This is a genomic window from Allohoeflea poritis (assembly GCF_027889715.1).
In the GTDB taxonomy this organism is placed as follows: Bacteria; Pseudomonadota; Alphaproteobacteria; order Rhizobiales; family Rhizobiaceae; genus Hoeflea_A; species Hoeflea_A poritis.
On the sequence record NZ_JAPJZH010000012.1, the window covers coordinates 128509 to 143713 of the forward strand.

15 protein-coding genes are annotated in these 15205 nt (G+C 61.1%); 10 read left to right on the top strand and 5 right to left on the bottom strand.

What is annotated here, in order from left to right; translation table 11 throughout:
• Window positions 1-185: 185 nt before the first annotated feature.
• From OOZ53_RS18630 to OOZ53_RS18640, 3 genes are read right to left on the bottom strand one after another with little or no spacing between them, the layout of a single operon-like run.
• Window positions 186-1205: a TAXI family TRAP transporter solute-binding subunit gene (locus tag OOZ53_RS18630; RefSeq protein WP_271091208.1), complete on the bottom strand. Its 1020-nt coding sequence runs from the start codon at window positions 1203-1205 to the stop codon at window positions 186-188.
• A gap of 34 nt (window positions 1206-1239) precedes the next feature.
• Window positions 1240-3231 carry a TRAP transporter permease gene (locus OOZ53_RS18635; RefSeq protein ID WP_271091209.1) on the bottom strand — a complete coding sequence of 664 codons (1992 nt, stop codon included), beginning with the start codon at window positions 3229-3231 and terminating at the stop codon, window positions 1240-1242.
• A gap of 1 nt (window position 3232) precedes the next feature.
• Complete coding sequence (locus OOZ53_RS18640) at window positions 3233-3754, bottom strand: MarR family winged helix-turn-helix transcriptional regulator (protein WP_271091210.1); 522 nt, start codon at window positions 3752-3754, stop codon at window positions 3233-3235.
• Window positions 3755-3881: 127 nt separating this feature from the next.
• On the opposite strand from OOZ53_RS18640, the gene OOZ53_RS18645 reads away from it, so the two are divergent.
• Both OOZ53_RS18645 and OOZ53_RS18650 read left to right on the top strand, forming a co-directional pair.
• Entirely contained in the window at window positions 3882-4592 is a 711-nt protein-coding gene (locus OOZ53_RS18645; RefSeq protein WP_271091211.1) for an alpha/beta hydrolase, read from the top strand.
• 258 nt (window positions 4593-4850) lie between these two features.
• Window positions 4851-5903 (top strand): hypothetical protein, encoded by a 1053-nt coding sequence (locus OOZ53_RS18650; RefSeq protein ID WP_271091212.1) that lies wholly within the window; start codon window positions 4851-4853, stop codon window positions 5901-5903.
• 66 nt (window positions 5904-5969) lie between these two features.
• Here OOZ53_RS18650 and betI read toward each other — a convergent pair whose 3' ends face one another.
• Window positions 5970-6560: a choline-binding transcriptional repressor BetI gene (gene betI, locus OOZ53_RS18655; RefSeq protein WP_271091214.1), complete on the bottom strand. Its 591-nt coding sequence runs from the start codon at window positions 6558-6560 to the stop codon at window positions 5970-5972.
• A 189-nt stretch (window positions 6561-6749) separates the two neighbouring features.
• On the opposite strand from betI, the gene OOZ53_RS18660 reads away from it, so the two are divergent.
• From OOZ53_RS18660 to OOZ53_RS18695, 8 genes are all read left to right on the top strand, one after another.
• A complete protein-coding gene (locus tag OOZ53_RS18660) occupies window positions 6750-7694 on the top strand; it encodes a choline ABC transporter substrate-binding protein (protein WP_425499183.1) in 945 nt (314 codons plus the stop codon).
• A 124-nt stretch (window positions 7695-7818) separates the two neighbouring features.
• Window positions 7819-8658, top strand: a complete 840-nt coding sequence (gene choW / locus OOZ53_RS18665) for a choline ABC transporter permease subunit (RefSeq protein ID WP_271091215.1) — start codon at window positions 7819-7821, stop codon at window positions 8656-8658.
• Complete coding sequence (gene choV / locus OOZ53_RS18670; protein ID WP_271091216.1) at window positions 8655-9710, top strand: choline ABC transporter ATP-binding protein; 1056 nt, start codon at window positions 8655-8657, stop codon at window positions 9708-9710. The genes choW and choV overlap by 4 nt, the downstream gene beginning before the upstream one ends.
• Window positions 9711-9770: 60 nt before the next feature.
• Entirely contained in the window at window positions 9771-10532 is a 762-nt protein-coding gene (locus OOZ53_RS18675) for an SDR family NAD(P)-dependent oxidoreductase (protein ID WP_271091217.1), read from the top strand.
• A gap of 4 nt (window positions 10533-10536) precedes the next feature.
• On the top strand, window positions 10537-11568 hold the full coding sequence (locus tag OOZ53_RS18680; protein ID WP_271091219.1) for a CaiB/BaiF CoA transferase family protein: 1032 nt from the start codon (window positions 10537-10539) through the stop codon (window positions 11566-11568).
• Between the two features lie 15 nt (window positions 11569-11583).
• Window positions 11584-12345: a HugZ family pyridoxamine 5'-phosphate oxidase gene (locus tag OOZ53_RS18685; RefSeq protein WP_271091220.1), complete on the top strand. Its 762-nt coding sequence runs from the start codon at window positions 11584-11586 to the stop codon at window positions 12343-12345.
• A gap of 62 nt (window positions 12346-12407) precedes the next feature.
• Window positions 12408-12740 carry an ArsR/SmtB family transcription factor gene (locus tag OOZ53_RS18690; protein ID WP_271091221.1) on the top strand — a complete coding sequence of 111 codons (333 nt, stop codon included), beginning with the start codon at window positions 12408-12410 and terminating at the stop codon, window positions 12738-12740.
• A gap of 27 nt (window positions 12741-12767) precedes the next feature.
• Window positions 12768-13850 carry an NAD(P)/FAD-dependent oxidoreductase gene (locus tag OOZ53_RS18695; RefSeq protein ID WP_271091222.1) on the top strand — a complete coding sequence of 361 codons (1083 nt, stop codon included), beginning with the start codon at window positions 12768-12770 and terminating at the stop codon, window positions 13848-13850.
• Here the strand turns inward: OOZ53_RS18695 and OOZ53_RS18700 are convergent.
• Window positions 13847-15190, bottom strand: a complete 1344-nt coding sequence (locus tag OOZ53_RS18700) for an MFS transporter (protein WP_271091223.1) — start codon at window positions 15188-15190, stop codon at window positions 13847-13849. The genes OOZ53_RS18695 and OOZ53_RS18700 overlap by 4 nt on opposite strands.
• Window positions 15191-15205: the final 15 nt, after the last annotated feature.

Consider the following 15205-nt stretch of genomic DNA (forward strand, 5'->3'; position numbering starts at 1 on the left):
CCGTTTCTTGCTGGTCTTGCCGGACCTTAGCGCCCCATGCCGGCTTTCAAAACACGGACGCCCCTTTATCCCCGGACTTCTGGGATGTGGAATGACGGGTTCGAGTTTTTTTGAGACAGTCAGCCGCCGCACAGGCGCCGGACAGGCCGGCGCAACTGTGTTACGCCGGCACGCAACCGCGATATCTACTTGGCTTCAGGCGGAACGAGCCTTTCGGGAATATCGAAACCGGCCTCCTTGAGGTAGCGATAGGTTCCGGCATGGAGCGGCAGGTTCATGCCTTCCAGCAGCGTGTCCTTGTTGACCGAGGCAAGCCACGGGGCAGTGGCATGCAGGTCGTCCAGATTCTCAAGCACTGCCTTGGTCATCGCATAGACGGTTTCCTCGGAGACGCCGACATGGCTAGTCAGAGCCGCTTCCATGGCAATCGTCTCAACCATGCCGTCATTGACGACCTTCCCGTCATAGGGCGCGACATCGACAACTTGCCGGATGAAGCCCGGAAGCGACACCAGCCCTTTTGCAGGCTGTTTTTCGAAAGCTTCGTCAGTCATTGTCAGGAAACGCAGATCTCCGCCAAGGGCAAATTGCTCCACCAGCGGATTGGGGATGGTTCCGGTGCCCAGATAGGCATCGACATTGCCGTCCTGGAACGCTTGCGAACCGGAACTCCAGTCGAGTTTGGCCACTTCGAAATCCTCGCCGGCCTTCAATCCGCTGGAGGAGACGATCATGGCATTGGCGATGTTGTAGGCGCCGCCGCCGGGCGGCCCCATGAAGACGCGCTTTCCTGCAAGGTCGGCAAAGGTCTCAATGCCGCTATCGGCCCGAACGACCACGTAAATCGTGCCCAGCGGGAATGAGATGATGTTTCTCAGCTTTCCGGCCAGTTCCGGAGCATCTTCGATCTTGGCGAACATAGCCTTCTGGTTTTCCATCCAGAAGACGGCAAACGGCGTGGACATCATGATGTCCAACTGTCCGCGCGCACCCTGAAGCATCGCCTTGGTCTGGGTTTCACCGGCGGCAAGCTGTATTTTGATGTCGGTGTTCTTTTGGACGATATTTATGAACGCGGTCGAGATGGTATAGCCCGGCGATCCCGCCTGCAGGCTGGACATCTTCAGAAATTCATCCGCCATCGCACCGGTCGCGCCGAGTGCGACCAGGCTGAGGCCGGCGATCAGGTTTCTTGTGTATCTCAATAGGCTCCACATGGAGTTCCTCCCTGTTGATTTGTTAGCGAACGGATTTTTCGGTGAAGGGCTTAAGCAGCGAAACGACTGCCGGCAGCAGGAGCGCCAGGCTGACGCCGAGCGCCGCCAGTTGATATTCCGGAGCGGGAAACAAAATGGCCGCACCGGCACCGGCGCGTAACACGCGCTGCCACGGGGCAAGCTTGCCTGCCTCGAAGCCGATCAGTGCCGTGGTAAGCAGCCAGACCGACAGTGCGAGGCGGCCACAGACCAGCACCAGCGAAAGCGGGTCGACGCCGCCGACGAACAGGATCGAGGGCTCGTAGACCGCCACAAACGGGACCACGAAGCCGACGATCGACAACTTCATTGCAGCCAGTCCGGTTTCAATCGGGCCGGCCCCCGCGATGGGTGCGGCGGCAAAGGCGGCAAGGGCCACCGGCGGCGTGACCGCGGACAGGACGCCGAAATAAAACACGAAGAAATGCATCGCCAGCACCGGAACGTCGAATTCCCTGAAAGAGGGGCTCATGACAAGAACGATGATGAGATAGGCGGGAAGTGTCGGCATGCCCATGCCGAGGACAAGGCAGGCGAGTGCGGCGACCACCAGCGCGACAAACAGGCTGTCTCCGGCAAAACCCGACAAAAGAATGGCGATTTGCAAGCCGACCCCCGACAGGTTGATCAGCCCGAAAACAATGCCGATGACGGCGACGCCGACCATCAGTTCGGCACCCGAAACGCCGCCTTTGACCAGCGCTTCAACGATACGGATCGGCCGACGTCTGATCTCGGGATTTATGAAGCTGAAGATGATTGCCAGGACCGTTCCCCAGAAGCCGGCAAAGGCCGGGGAATAGCCCATGACCAATGTGACGACGATGCCCACTATCGGCGCGATGAACATGATCGCGTTGACCCAGTCGGCGCGCGTCAACTCCTGGTCTTCAGAACCGTCACGCGTCTTCATATCCAGACGGCGCGCTTCAAGAGCCGCAAATACGAACAGGGAGAAATAGAAGAACAGGCCGGGAATGAGCGCGGCCGTGACAACGGTCAGATAGGACACGCCGGCAAGTTCAGCCATCAGGAACGCCGCCGCCCCCATTACCGGCGGCAGGATCTGCCCACCCGTCGACGCCGCTGCCTCCAGCCCACCCGCAAAGGGCGCCGGAAATCCGCGTTTACGGACCATGGGAATGGTGATTGTGCCCGTTCCCACGACATTGGCGGTCACACTGCCGGACATGGAGCCGAATACCGCGCTGGAAACGATAGCCGCATGGGCGGGTCCGGCCCGCGAGCGGCGCGAGACATGCAGGGAAAGACGCATCATGGCATCGCCCGCGCCCGTGTGTTGCAGCACTGCGCCGAACACGATGAAAATGAAGATGATCTGAAGGACGATTCCGGTGGGCATGCCGAATATGCCCTGCGTCGAATACCACAGCGCCTCGGTAACCTGGCTCAAGCCGGACCCGGCGTGCCGCAGGAATGATGGAAGGTCCTGCCCGAAAAACACATAAACCAGGCAAAGAACGGCAAAGAGGGAAAGCGGGAGACCGAAGAACCGTTGGGACAGGATGATGAGTGCCAGCATGGCACCCAAAGCCAGCACCTGGTCCGTGAAGGTATAGTCGATGATGCTCTCGTTGATGTCTTCATAGTAGGAAAGAAGACTTGCGATGCCCGCAATGATGATGGCCACAAGAACGAGATCAAAAAGCCCCGCAAGCGTGCCGAGCCGGCCTGAGAATCGTGGCCGCCGGTTCAGATGAATGTTTGCAAAGACAGCGATGACTGCGCAGATTCCCAGCGACACGCCTCTATGAAGAGTTGGCTCGAAGGCGCCGAAATAGGCGGTGTAGATGGACTGGACGGCCATCCCGAAAGCGAGCAGGCTGCCGATGAATGCGAGGACGATCGAAATTCCCGGCGGCCGGTCATGCCCGGAAATGCCGTCTCCATTTGCCGGCCCGGGCCGCAGGACGCCCGAAGCATATTGTCGCCATGTTTGTCGCGGGGATGACATATCAGCCGCTTGCAGCTCTTGCCGGCTCTTTAAATGCCGCATCATCCTCGAGCAGACGGTCCGCTTGTTCGATGACCCGGTCAACCAGCCGCATGAGCTGCGCGTGCTCGTCCGTTTCAAGCACCGAAAGCAACGCCTGCTGCCTCTGAAGCGCCAGGGGCGCAACTTCGTTGTAAAGCGCCTCGCCGGCCTCTGTCAGTTTGAGGATCGAGCGGCGCCTGTCATGCTCCGACAAGGATTTGCTCACCAGTCCCTTGGCGACCAGTTGCTCGATGGCCCGGCTGAGGGAGCCTTTGTCCAGATTGCCCTTTTCGGAAATTTCGCTGGCCGTGACCGGGCCGAAATGCCGGATCGCGACGATCGCCCGCCAGTCAATGATCGCAATGCCGTAGGAGTTCGAATAGGCGCCGGAAACCACCCGCGAGAGGCGGTTTGAAAGCAGATTGATCTTGAAGTTGAACCATGCTTCGAGCTCCGTTTCCCCCTTCGGGCCGTCTATTATTTTGGCGGAGTTGCGGCTCAATTTTCCAAATCCCCTCAAATTCGAGAAATTAGTTGGCGGACCAACCAATCTCAGCTATTAACACAAATTAGTTGGCGCGCCAACTAATTTGATTATTTTGGACAGGCAGATCATTGGAGCCTTGCGGATGGCGGCAATCGTATTGGTGCATGGGGGTTGGCACGGGGGCTGGTGCTGGCACCTGGTCTCGGACCGCCTGAAAGAGGGCGGGCATACGGTCTACGCGCCCACCCTGACGGGGCTCGGTGAACGCGCGCATCTGCTGACGCCGGACATTGGCCTTGAGACCCATATCGCCGACATCACGGGACTGATCGAGCATGAAGACCTGAATGATGTGGTGCTGGTTGGACACAGCTATGGCGGGTTCGTCATTTCCTGCGCGGCGGACAGGTTGCCGCAAAGAATTCAATCGCTGGTCTATATCGACGCATTCGTGCCGGAGGCCGGCACCTGCACATCGGACTATGCCGACAAGGTTCGACTGGATGAACTCAATGCCATGGCTGACCGGCATGGAGATGGCTGGCGCGTGCCGCCACCGGATGCGAGTTTCTGGGTCAGCGATCCGGAGCTGATCGAATGGGTCAACGCCCGCACGACCGATCACCCCAAGCGGTGCTTTTCCGAAAGGATAAACCTGCAAGGCAGGCTGAACGACATTGCGTCACGCACCTATGTCCAGGCAGAGCAGCACACCAACCCGCAATTTCTGGAGTTCTATACAAGGTTTTCAAAGGATCCGTCTTGGCGAACCTTCCAACTGCCCACGCAGCATGACGTCATGCTGACCATGCCGGACGAAACGGCGGAAATCATCGCCGGCGCCCTCGGCTGACCGGACCGTTTTCGACGGTCGCGCATTGGCACGAACGCGGAGTCGAGTGCAGATGCGAAGCGGCAAGTAACTTATGATCTGCCATTCATCGGTTTGGCTGTCGGAACGACAATCGGGCAGCACATTTCCGCTTGGTCAGCGACCTTCCTACGCGGTACGAAACGAAAGCCACAGCAATGCCATGCATTTGACAGGCGTCGACAAAGACGGCTAGCGTTCCCGCAATTTTCAGTCGCGCCGTTTTTGGGGGAAAACACCGTGCGAACTCAGCCCACCTTGCCTCTATTGCTCTTTGCCGGAATTTTCTGTCTCAAACCTGCTTCCGACGTCAAGGCGATAGAGCCGCAGGTTGGTGGTGTGGATACGCACGTGGATAGCACAATTGATGCCGAAGGCCGGTCCGTTTCTCGACTAAACGGGGAGGTTTTGTTCGCGACCGGATCGTTGACTGGAGAAGATGGCGTCGGTGAGATTGCACTCTTCGCCAATACCACGCGATTTTACGGTTCGTCCTTGAGACTCGGATCCCACCACGACAGCTTCGACAATGACTTTTCCGCTCCCGGGTTTTCACTCATCCTGGCCCCGGAAGTGCCCGAAAACGGCTTGTTCCCGGTATTCAGGATTTTTGGAGCTGCACGATCCGGCCATATGGAACGCATCGGAGACACGACTCAAAACGGATTTATTACAGTTATTGACGGTAGCAACCCGGCTCTGACTCCGATTACAGACTCTCGAAACATTGCGCTGGAACTGGACTATTTCAGCATAGGTGGTGAGGTCAGCTTCACGGGGCAACTGAACGGATTTGACGTTTGGGCCGGGCCGATCGTTGAACACAGCGATTTTGACTACAGTCTGAGGGAACAGGTCTCCGGCGGCGGTCCGTTCTTCTCTCATAATCTTGATCTGGACCTGAGCTCCACATTTTTTGGCCCGAAGTTTGGGATTGGCAAGGTCCAGCCATACAAAGACGTTATCGTCTATGGAAGCGTTTGGGGAGCGGCGGGTGTTAACCGCACGAAGATGACCGTCAACCAGTTCGGCACGGCGCTACCCGCGGCCAGTGCCAGTGACACCGAAAACGAAATCGCCTTTCGCGCCGGCGTTAACGCCGGCGTTGGCGTTCCGCTTGGCCGTGCACTATTGAATTTCAACGTCTTTGCCGATCTGAATTCGGCTGCGCCGAACGTGGACTATCCAAGTCGCGGCGGCACAGCCATTCAGGCTGCATCCGACATGGCTTATGGCGTTGGAGCAAAAGTCGGTGTCACGATTCCCCTTGGTGGCTCTGATCGCCTGAACTAGACCAGTCTGGATCAAAGCACTTGAGAAAACCGATCGGCCGCACCCGTAGCCGGCAGCAAACATGCACTATTCAGTCTTCCCGAACGCATCCCCCAGCTGCCGCTCCACGTAGTCCTCCACCAGCCGTTCCGCCACGACGTCCCTTTCAAGGCTTCCGAGCGCTTTGCGGATATAAAGCCCGTCAATCAGTGACGCGATGCCTTCGGCGACCGTTCGCGCCCGCGGCCCGACCAGCGGCCGCAGGCTGTAGACGAGGTTGGAGGAGAGCCGGCGCGCATAGATCGACAGCAGCGCGTGTGCATCCTTCGATTCCTGCGCATGCACATAAAACACCAGCCAGACGGAGACAGTCTCCGGCCTGAACTGTTCGGGCCCGAGGCTCGCATGGATGATCGCCGAAATCCGCGCCCGCGCACTGTCCGCCTTCTTCAGCTCCCGCCGTACCTGCAGGCCATATTCGGTCAGCAGATGGCGCATGGCCGAGACGATGAGCGCATCCTTGCTGCCGAAATAGTGGTGGGCGAGCCCCTGCGACACTCCGGCGCGAAGCGCGATGTCGCGGATGGTGATATCGAGCGATCCGCGGTCGTGAATGGCCGATATCGCCGCTTCCACCAGTGACCGGCGCCGGATCGGCTCCATTCCTACCTTGGGCATTCAGCTCCCCTCGCCCGGATTTGTTCTGATGCAGATCGCCGGTATTATGGGCAAGTCGCCGGCAAAAACCAGTTTATCTTGAACAATCATTCAATAAAAGCTTGCAAAACGCCGGACTTTGTGGCGCGATGCGCCGGAAAAATCGAAACGACAACTGGCACATCCGAAACAACAAAAGGGGGGTCCGACATGACAACCATCAAAACCTCTATGCTGGCGCTGGCTTTTACCGCCGCCGTCTCGGCGCAGGCAATGGCAGCCGAACCCGAAAGCTGCAAGACCGTGCGCTTTTCCGATGTTGGCTGGACCGACATAACCGCGACCACCGCCGCGACCACCGCCGTTCTCGATGCGCTCGGCTATGAGACCGATATCAAGGTGCTGTCCGTACCGGTGACCTACACATCGCTCAAGAACGGCGACATTGACATCTTCCTCGGCAACTGGATGCCGACGATGGAGGCAGACCTGGCGCCCTATCGCGAGGACGGATCGGTCGAGACCGTGCGCGAGAACCTGGAAGGCGCGAAATACACGTTGGCGACAAATGCCGCGGGCGCCAAGCTCGGCATTGACGATTTCAGCAAGATCGCCGCGCAGAAGGATGCCCTCGACGGCAAGATCTACGGGATCGAGCCCGGCAATGACGGCAACCGCATCATTCTCGACATGATCTCCTCGGACGCCTTCGGCCTCAACGACTTCGAGCTGGCCGAATCCTCCGAACAGGGCATGCTGGCGCAGGTCGCCCGCAAGGACAAGCGCGACGAACCGATCGTCTTCCTCGGCTGGGCGCCGCATCCGATGAACGCCAATTTCGAACTCACCTATCTTGCCGGCGGCGATGACTATTTCGGCCCCGATTTCGGCGGCGCGACGGTCTACACCAATGTCCGCAAGGGCTATGTCGACGAATGCGCCAATGTCGGCGCCATGCTCAAGAACCTCAAATTCTCCCTCGCGATGGAAAACGAGATCATGGGCGCCATCCTCGACGATGGCGAGGACCCTTCCGACGCCGCCAAGGCGTGGCTGAAGGAGAACCCGGCCATGGTTGAAGCCTGGCTTGCCGGCGTGACCACGACGGATGGCGGCGACGGCCTCGCGGCCGTGAAATCCAGCCTCGGCATGTAAGCACGCAAAGACATGAAGCCGCCCCGACCTGAGCGGGGCGGTTTTTTGTTGTCGGCAACAGGGTTGCGGAGAGGCCGCACGGCATTCCAAACTGGGTGACGAAGACTGGACGGGGGGAGCCGGGATGGAATGGCTGACGAAATACAAGATACCGGTTGGCGACTGGTCGGAGGCGGTCGTTGACTGGCTGATCGACTATGGCAGCTGGTTTTTCGACGGTCTCGCCAATGTGCTCGAAGCCGCCATCGACGCCATTTTATGGCTGTTGCAGACGCCGCCTCCGCTTCTCGTCATTGCCGCCTTCGTGGCGCTCGCCTACAGCCTGCGCCGTTCCATATCGACAGCCGCGTTCGTCGCTGCCGGCTTCCTGTTCATCGTCAACCAGGGCTATTGGGAAGAAACCACCGAGACCCTGACGCTCGTCCTCTCGGCCTGCCTCGTATGCATGGCGGTGGGCGTTCCGGTCGGCATCGCCGCAGCGCACCGGCCGCGCCTCTTCACGACGATCCGCCCCATTCTCGACCTGATGCAGACCCTGCCGACCTTCGTCTATCTCATTCCGGCGATCGTCTTTTTCGGCATCGGCATGGTGCCGGGCCTGATCGCGACGGCGATCTTCGTGGTGCCGGCGCCGATCCGCCTCACCCATCTCGGCATTTCCTCGACGCCCAAGGCGCTGCTCGAGGCCGGCCAGGCCTTCGGCGCGACGAAGCGCCAGCTCCTTTGGAAGGTGGAACTGCCCTATGCCATGCCGCAGATCATGGCCGGGCTTACGCAGACCATCATGCTGTCGCTGTCGATGGTGGTGATTGCCGCGCTGGTCGGCGCCGACGGGCTTGGCGTTCCGGTGGTGCGCGCGCTCAATTCGGTCAACACCGCGCTTGGCTTCGAGGCCGGCTTCGTCATCGTCGTGGTCGCCATCATCCTCGACCGCATGTTCCGCGCCGGGGAGGAACAGAAATGAGCAAGCCGGTCGTTCGTTTCAGGGATGTGGACATTATCTTCGGCGACGATCCGCAATCGGCCCTGCCGCTGGTCGACCGGGGCGAAAGCCGCGAGACCATCCAGAAGGAAACCGGGCAGGTTCTCGGCGTCGCCGGCGCGAACCTCGATGTCGAAGAGGGCGAGATCATCGTCCTGATGGGGCTTTCCGGCTCCGGCAAATCGACACTCTTGCGGGCCGTCAATGGTCTCAATCCGGTGATCCGCGGCGAAGCGCTGGTCGACAATGGCGACGACTATGTCGATCCGCAACGCTGCCCCTCCGGCGAGTTGCGCCATCTGCGCATGGAGCGCGTCGCCATGGTCTTCCAGCAGTTCGGACTGTTGCCCTGGCGCACGGTCGCCGACAATGTCGGCTTCGGGCTGGAACTGTCGGGCATGCCGGCACCCGAGCGCCGCGCCAAGGTTGCGGAACAGCTCGAACTGGTCGGCCTCTCCGAATGGGCAGGCCGCAGGGTCAACGAACTGTCCGGCGGCATGCAGCAGCGCGTCGGCCTGGCCCGCGCCTTTGCGACCGGCGCGCCCATCCTTCTCATGGACGAACCATTCTCGGCGCTCGATCCGCTGATCCGCACCCGGCTTCAGGACGAATTGCTGCAACTGCAGGAGCAATTGCGCAAGACGATCATATTCGTCAGCCACGATCTCGACGAGGCCTTCAAGATCGGCAATCGCATCGCCATCATGGAAGGCGGCCGCATTGTCCAGTGCGGCACCCCGCAGGAAATTGTCCAGAACCCGGCGAACGAATATGTCGCCGATTTCGTCGCCAATATGAACCCGCTCTCCATGCTGGTCGCCGGCGATGTCATGACCGGCGCGACGACAGAGGCCGCCGCGCCCGAATACATCGCCAATGCGAGGCCGGATACGCCGCTGACCGAGATTCTGGACACGCTTGCAAAATCCACGGGCACGATCGGTGTTACCGAAGACGGCACACTGGTCGGCACAATCACCGCACAGGACATCGTCAGGGGCTTGACCAGCCACAAACAGTCTGCCACCCAGTGATCAAACTGCCGCGCCGAACGGGCGTTAGGCAAAAGCGATCATTCAGTATGGGAGGTATCCATGAAGGTAAACGGACACGCTGCAATCGTCACCGGCGGCGGATCGGGACTGGGCGCCGGCACGGCGCGGGCGCTCGCTGCGGCGGGAGCCAAGGTCGCGGTCCTCGATATCAACGAGGAGCAGGCGAGATCCGTAGCCGATGAGATCGGCGGCGTGGCGTTCGGATGCGACGTGGCCAGTGCATCGGCGGCCGAAGCGGCCGTCGCGGCCGCTGCGGACGCCCATGGCGAGGCCCGCATCCTCATCAACTGCGCCGGCATTGCCAATGCAAGCCGCATTGTCGGCCGCGAAGGCCCGCATGATCTCGAGCTTTTTTCACGCGTCATCAATGTCAACCTCATCGGCTCCTTCAATCTTTTGAGGCTCGTTGCCGATCGCGCCGCCAAGCTCGATCCGATGGAAGACAATGAGCGCGCGGTCGTCATCTCCACGGCATCGGTCGCCGCCTTTGACGGCCAGATCGGCCAGGCGGCCTATGCGGCCTCGAAGGGCGGCATTCATTCCATGGCTCTGCCGGCGGCCCGCGAGCTGGCCCGTTTCGGCATCCGCGTCATGACCATCGCACCCGGCATCTTCGGTACACCCATGCTGATGGGCATGCCGCAGGAGGTCCAGGACAGCCTTGCGGCTTCGGTGCCCTACCCCTCCCGGCTCGGAACGCCCGAGGATTTCGCGGCGCTCGTCATGCACATTATCGACAACACCATGCTGAACGGCGAGACCATCCGCCTCGACGGCGCAATCCGGCTGGCCCCGAAATAAGGCCATGAGCAAACCGCTCAACGGACTGAAAATCGTTGAAATGGCGGGGCTCGGCCCCGCCCCCTTTGCCTGCTACATCCTTGCCAGCCTTGGCGCCGTCGTCACCCGCATCGAGGCGAAAGGACGGTCCGCCGTTTTCCTGCCGCTGGACTCCCAGACCAATCCGGATGTGCTTTACCGGCAGATCGTTCAACTCGATCTCAAATCCGAGGAAGACCGCCTGGAGGCGCTGGAACTGATCGGCGGCGCCGATGTTCTGGTCGAAGGCTTCCGCCCCGGCGTGATGGAACGGCTGGGCCTTTCCCCGGATGCCATGCTTGCCCACAATCCGGGGCTGATCTTCGCGCGCATGACCGGATACGGTCAGGACGGCCCGATGGCCGACCGGGCGGGCCATGATCTAAATTACATTGCGATGTCCGGTGTTCTGTCGATGATCGGCCGCCGCGACGGCGCGCCCGTTCCACCGCTCAACCTGGTCGGCGATTATGGCGGCGGCACCATGGTCCTGATCATGGGCATCCTGTCGGCGCTCTATGCGCGCGCGCAAACCGGCAAAGGCCAGGTCGTGGACGCTGCGATGGTGGAAGGATCGGCCATGCTGGCAACGCCCATCTTCTCATTCATGGCCTCCGGCCTGTGGGACGGCGACAAACGCGGCTCCAACCTTCTCGATTCCGGCTGTCCGTTCTACGACACCTATGAGACGGCGGATGGGAGCTTTGTCGCGGTGGCGCCGCTCGAACCGCAATTCTTTGCCGCGCTGGTCGAAGGTCTCGGCCTCGATCCCGTCTGGCTCGAAAGACAATACAACAGGTCCCACTGGGATGCGTTGAGGACGCTGCTTTCCGACACGTTTCGGACCCGCAGCCGCGATGAATGGGCGGCGCTTTTTGCCGATAGCGACGCCTGCGTCACGCCCGTCCTGACGCCGCGCGAAGCCGCCGATCATCCCCACAACAAGGCCCGTCAGAGCTTTGACACAGTTGCCGGCCATATCATGCCGGCCGTCGCACCCAGATTTTCGTCGAAGTGAGCCGGACGGCGTCCCATGCCCGAGAAGAAAGAGACAATACGCCAGACCGACGATGAGGCACGCGCCCTGGCGCGTCGTCTCGTCAGCAGCTCGCGCTACGGATCGCTGGCCGTCCTGCTTCCGGACGGCGGCCATCCGTTTGCCAGCCGCGCGGCGGTTGCCAACGACATTGACCGCACGCCCGTCATTCTGGTTTCCGACCTGTCGGGGCATACGTCCGGCCTGAAGAACGATCCGCGGGTCTCATTGCTGCTCGGCGCGCCCGGCAAGGGCGATCCGCTGGCCCATCCGCGCATCACGCTGCAATGCACGGCGGAACGAATCGGACGCGACGAGGAGCGGCATGCGAGAATTCGCGCGCGCTTCCTGCGCCGTCATCCCAAATCGGCTCTCTATGCCGATTTCGGCGATTTCGCCTTCTATCGCCTCGATCCCATATCCGCGAGCCTCAATGGCGGTTTCGGCAAGGCCTACCAGCTTGCCCCGAAGGACTTCCTGATCGCTTCGCGTGCGATGGAGGCGCTCGCCGCGATGGAAGAAAGCGCAATCGAGCATATGAATGACGACCATGCGGACGCGGTCGAGGTCTATGCGCGTGTGCTTGCTGGCGAAAAAACCGGTAAATGGCAGATCAGCGGCATCGACCCCGCCGGCTTCGAAATCGTCAGCGGCGACCGGCTGGCCCGCATCGAGTTCGACCGGGTCCTGGAGGATTCCGCACGCCTTGCGCCGACCCTTGCCGACATGGCCAAATCGGCGCGCGAAGGCCGGGGATAGAATTATTTTCGAATTTGCTTATATAAGAATGTGAGGATCGACCAAGAAGGACTGGAATATCCATGGCGCAGACAGTGCAGGAAAGAACAGGCCAGGCGGACTTGTCCGGCAACGCCGAACAGGCGGCGCAGCTGCTTGCCGCGATGGCCAATCCGAAGCGCCTTCTCATCCTGTGCAATCTCGTCGGCGGTGAGATGGCGGTCGGCGCGCTGGCGACCACCGTGGATCTCAGCCAATCCGCGCTCTCCCAGCACCTCGCCAAGCTGCGCGCCCTGAAACTCGTCAAGACGCGCCGCGATGCGCAGACGATCTATTATTCCCTTGCCTCAAGGGAAGTGCAGGCGATCCTCGAAACGCTTTACGGGCTCTATTGCCAGACGCCGGAGAAGCCTTAAGGCCGAAGAACCGCGCGGGATCGCTGGATGACGGATTCCGGACCCAAGACAATCGTAATCGGCGGCGGCATCGTCGGCGCATCGATCGCCTATCATCTGGCGCGCCGGGGCGCCGCCGTAACCCTGATCGACGGCAATGATCCGCAGCAGGGCGCCACGGCCAGATCATTTGCCTGGATCAACGCCTGGAGCGGCAGGACGATGCCCTATATGCGGCTTCGTCACCATGCGATTGGCGAATATCACAGGCTGCAGCAGGAATTGAACGGTGCGCTGCCGCTCAAATGGAACGGCACGCTCATCTGGAAGGCAGGCCCGGCCGAAACGGAAAAACGTGCCCGCAGGCTCGCAAAGGCCGGCTATGACGTACGCCTCGTGGATGGCGGCGAAATCGCCAGGATGGAACCGAATCTGAAGAACCCGCCGGCTGTGGCGGCCTATGCGGCAAACGAGGGCGCGGCCGAACCCGTCGAGACGACCCGTATTCTCCTGCGCGCGGCACGGCAGGCCGGCGCGGAAATCCTCGCCCCACAGACGGTCGAGGCGCTTGTGGCGACCAATGGCCGGATCAGCGCCGTGCGGGTCGCCGGCGCCCTCCTTGAGGCCGACGTGGTTGTCGCCGCCGCCGGAACCGGTACCAACACGCTAACGCGCGAACTCGGATTGTCAGTGCCGGTGGAGGCATCGCCGGCGATCATTGCACGCTTCCGCACCGACACGCCCCTCGCCCGCTCCGTCATCATCCACCCGTCGATGGAAATTCGTCAGGTCTCCGAACACGAATTGCTGGCCGCTGCAGCCTATATTGACGATTCCGGCCAGAACGGACCGAACGCGGTCGCCAATCGGATTCTTGCGGCCATCGAAAACGACTTTCTGCGCGCGCGTGACGTCCGGTTCGACAATGTCGAGGTCGGCTGGCGCCCCATCCCTTCTGACGGCCTGCCGATCGTCGGGTTTGCCGGCCAGATCGAGGGCCTTTACCTGGCGGTCATGCATTCCGGCATTACGCTGGCGCCGGCGATCGGCCGGTTTGCCGCCGTCGAAATCCTCGACAGGATCGAGGTCGGACTGTTGGATATCTGCCGGCCCGGGCGGTTTGACGATTAGTCGCGTTCAACCATGGACCAGATCACGAAGACGGTCGCCAGAACAAGACATCCGGTGATCATGAAGACCAACTGATAACTGCCCGTTGCGGCCAGGATGGATCCGCACAGCGCCATGCCGATCGTGCCGCCGAACATCTGGATGGTCAGGTTGATGCCGCTTGCCTGCCCGTGCTTCGGTTTCGGGACAGCGCCCATCAGCGCGCGCCTGGCCGGGATCGATGCGAAAGGCAACGACGCGCCCCACAAGATCAGCGGCAGCACGACCAGCCAGTAGTTCTCCAGCGTACTGAGCAGACCGATCAGCAAAACGGCCGCTCCGTTGACGGCAAAGCCGAGCATCAGCGGCGGCCGGGCGCCCAGCCGATCGGTCAGCCGGCCGGTGATCAGCGAGGTGAGCAGCGTCGGCAGGATGGCGATCATCACCGCAAGGCCGGATGCGACCGGCGTGCGCCCCAGCTTCTCCTGAAGGAACATCGCCACGAAGACGAAGATGACGATCTTGTTGAACTGGAAGACGAAGAACGACAGCGTGCCGCCGGTAAAGGTACGTATTGCCAGAAGATCAAGCTCGATCAGCGGATCGGGGCGCCGCAACTCGATGAAAACGAAGGCGATCATCAGCAACAGGCCGATAACCAGCAGCATCAGGACCGACGGGTTGGTCCAGCCCCACTCCGGCCCCTGCATGAGGAAGACGACAAGCGCGACAAGGCCGACAAGAAGCGTTGCAAAGCCGGCGGTATCGAACCGTTCCCCTGCTTTTGAGTTGTTCTCGTCGGTGCTTTGCCAGGTGGCAAGGACTACGCAAGCGATGACGAGGACGATCGGCAGGTTGATCAGGAATATCCAGCGCCAGGACAGCTCTTGCGAAAACAGGCCGCCGATCAGCGGCCCGCTCGACATGAAGATACCGCCGACAGTCGTCTGCAGACCAAATGCCGTACCGCGCTTCTCGGGCGGAAAACTGACGGTCACCATCGCCATCGACACGGGGAAGATCACGGCGGCGCCGATGCCCTGCAATGCCCTTGCGGCAATCAGGTAGCCGCCCGTCGGCGCAAGGCCGGCGGCAAGCGAGGCCAGGGCGAACAGTGCGGCGCCGGCCTGGAAAACGCGGCCATGGCCGAGCGCGTCGCCAAGACGGCCGCCAAAAGCCACGAAACAGGTGAAGGTCAGCAAATAGGCATTGACCACCCAGTGGGATGCCAACTGCCCCATGGCGAGATCGCTGCGAATGGTCGGAAGCGCCACACCCACGACGGTCTCGTCGAGAACCGTCAGGCCGAGCACGCCGCTGAGCGCGCCGAGCAGCCACCAGGGCCTGTTTTCGCCGAACATGAACGCCACTCCCTC

Coding starts and splice junctions, on each gene's coding strand:
- OOZ53_RS18635 (WP_271091209.1), bottom strand. CDS start 3,231: ATGTCATCCCCGCGACAAACATGGCGACAATATGCTTCGGGCGTCCTG.
- OOZ53_RS18645 (WP_271091211.1), top strand. CDS start 3,882: ATGGCGGCAATCGTATTGGTGCATGGGGGTTGGCACGGGGGCTGGTGC.
- betI (WP_271091214.1), bottom strand. CDS start 6,560: ATGCCCAAGGTAGGAATGGAGCCGATCCGGCGCCGGTCACTGGTGGAA.
- OOZ53_RS18660 (WP_425499183.1), top strand. CDS start 6,750: ATGACAACCATCAAAACCTCTATGCTGGCGCTGGCTTTTACCGCCGCC.
- choW (WP_271091215.1), top strand. CDS start 7,819: ATGGAATGGCTGACGAAATACAAGATACCGGTTGGCGACTGGTCGGAG.
- choV (WP_271091216.1), top strand. CDS start 8,655: ATGAGCAAGCCGGTCGTTCGTTTCAGGGATGTGGACATTATCTTCGGC.
- OOZ53_RS18675 (WP_271091217.1), top strand. CDS start 9,771: ATGAAGGTAAACGGACACGCTGCAATCGTCACCGGCGGCGGATCGGGA.
- OOZ53_RS18680 (WP_271091219.1), top strand. CDS start 10,537: ATGAGCAAACCGCTCAACGGACTGAAAATCGTTGAAATGGCGGGGCTC.
- OOZ53_RS18685 (WP_271091220.1), top strand. CDS start 11,584: ATGCCCGAGAAGAAAGAGACAATACGCCAGACCGACGATGAGGCACGC.
- OOZ53_RS18690 (WP_271091221.1), top strand. CDS start 12,408: ATGGCGCAGACAGTGCAGGAAAGAACAGGCCAGGCGGACTTGTCCGGC.
- OOZ53_RS18695 (WP_271091222.1), top strand. CDS start 12,768: ATGACGGATTCCGGACCCAAGACAATCGTAATCGGCGGCGGCATCGTC.
- OOZ53_RS18700 (WP_271091223.1), bottom strand. CDS start 15,190: ATGTTCGGCGAAAACAGGCCCTGGTGGCTGCTCGGCGCGCTCAGCGGC.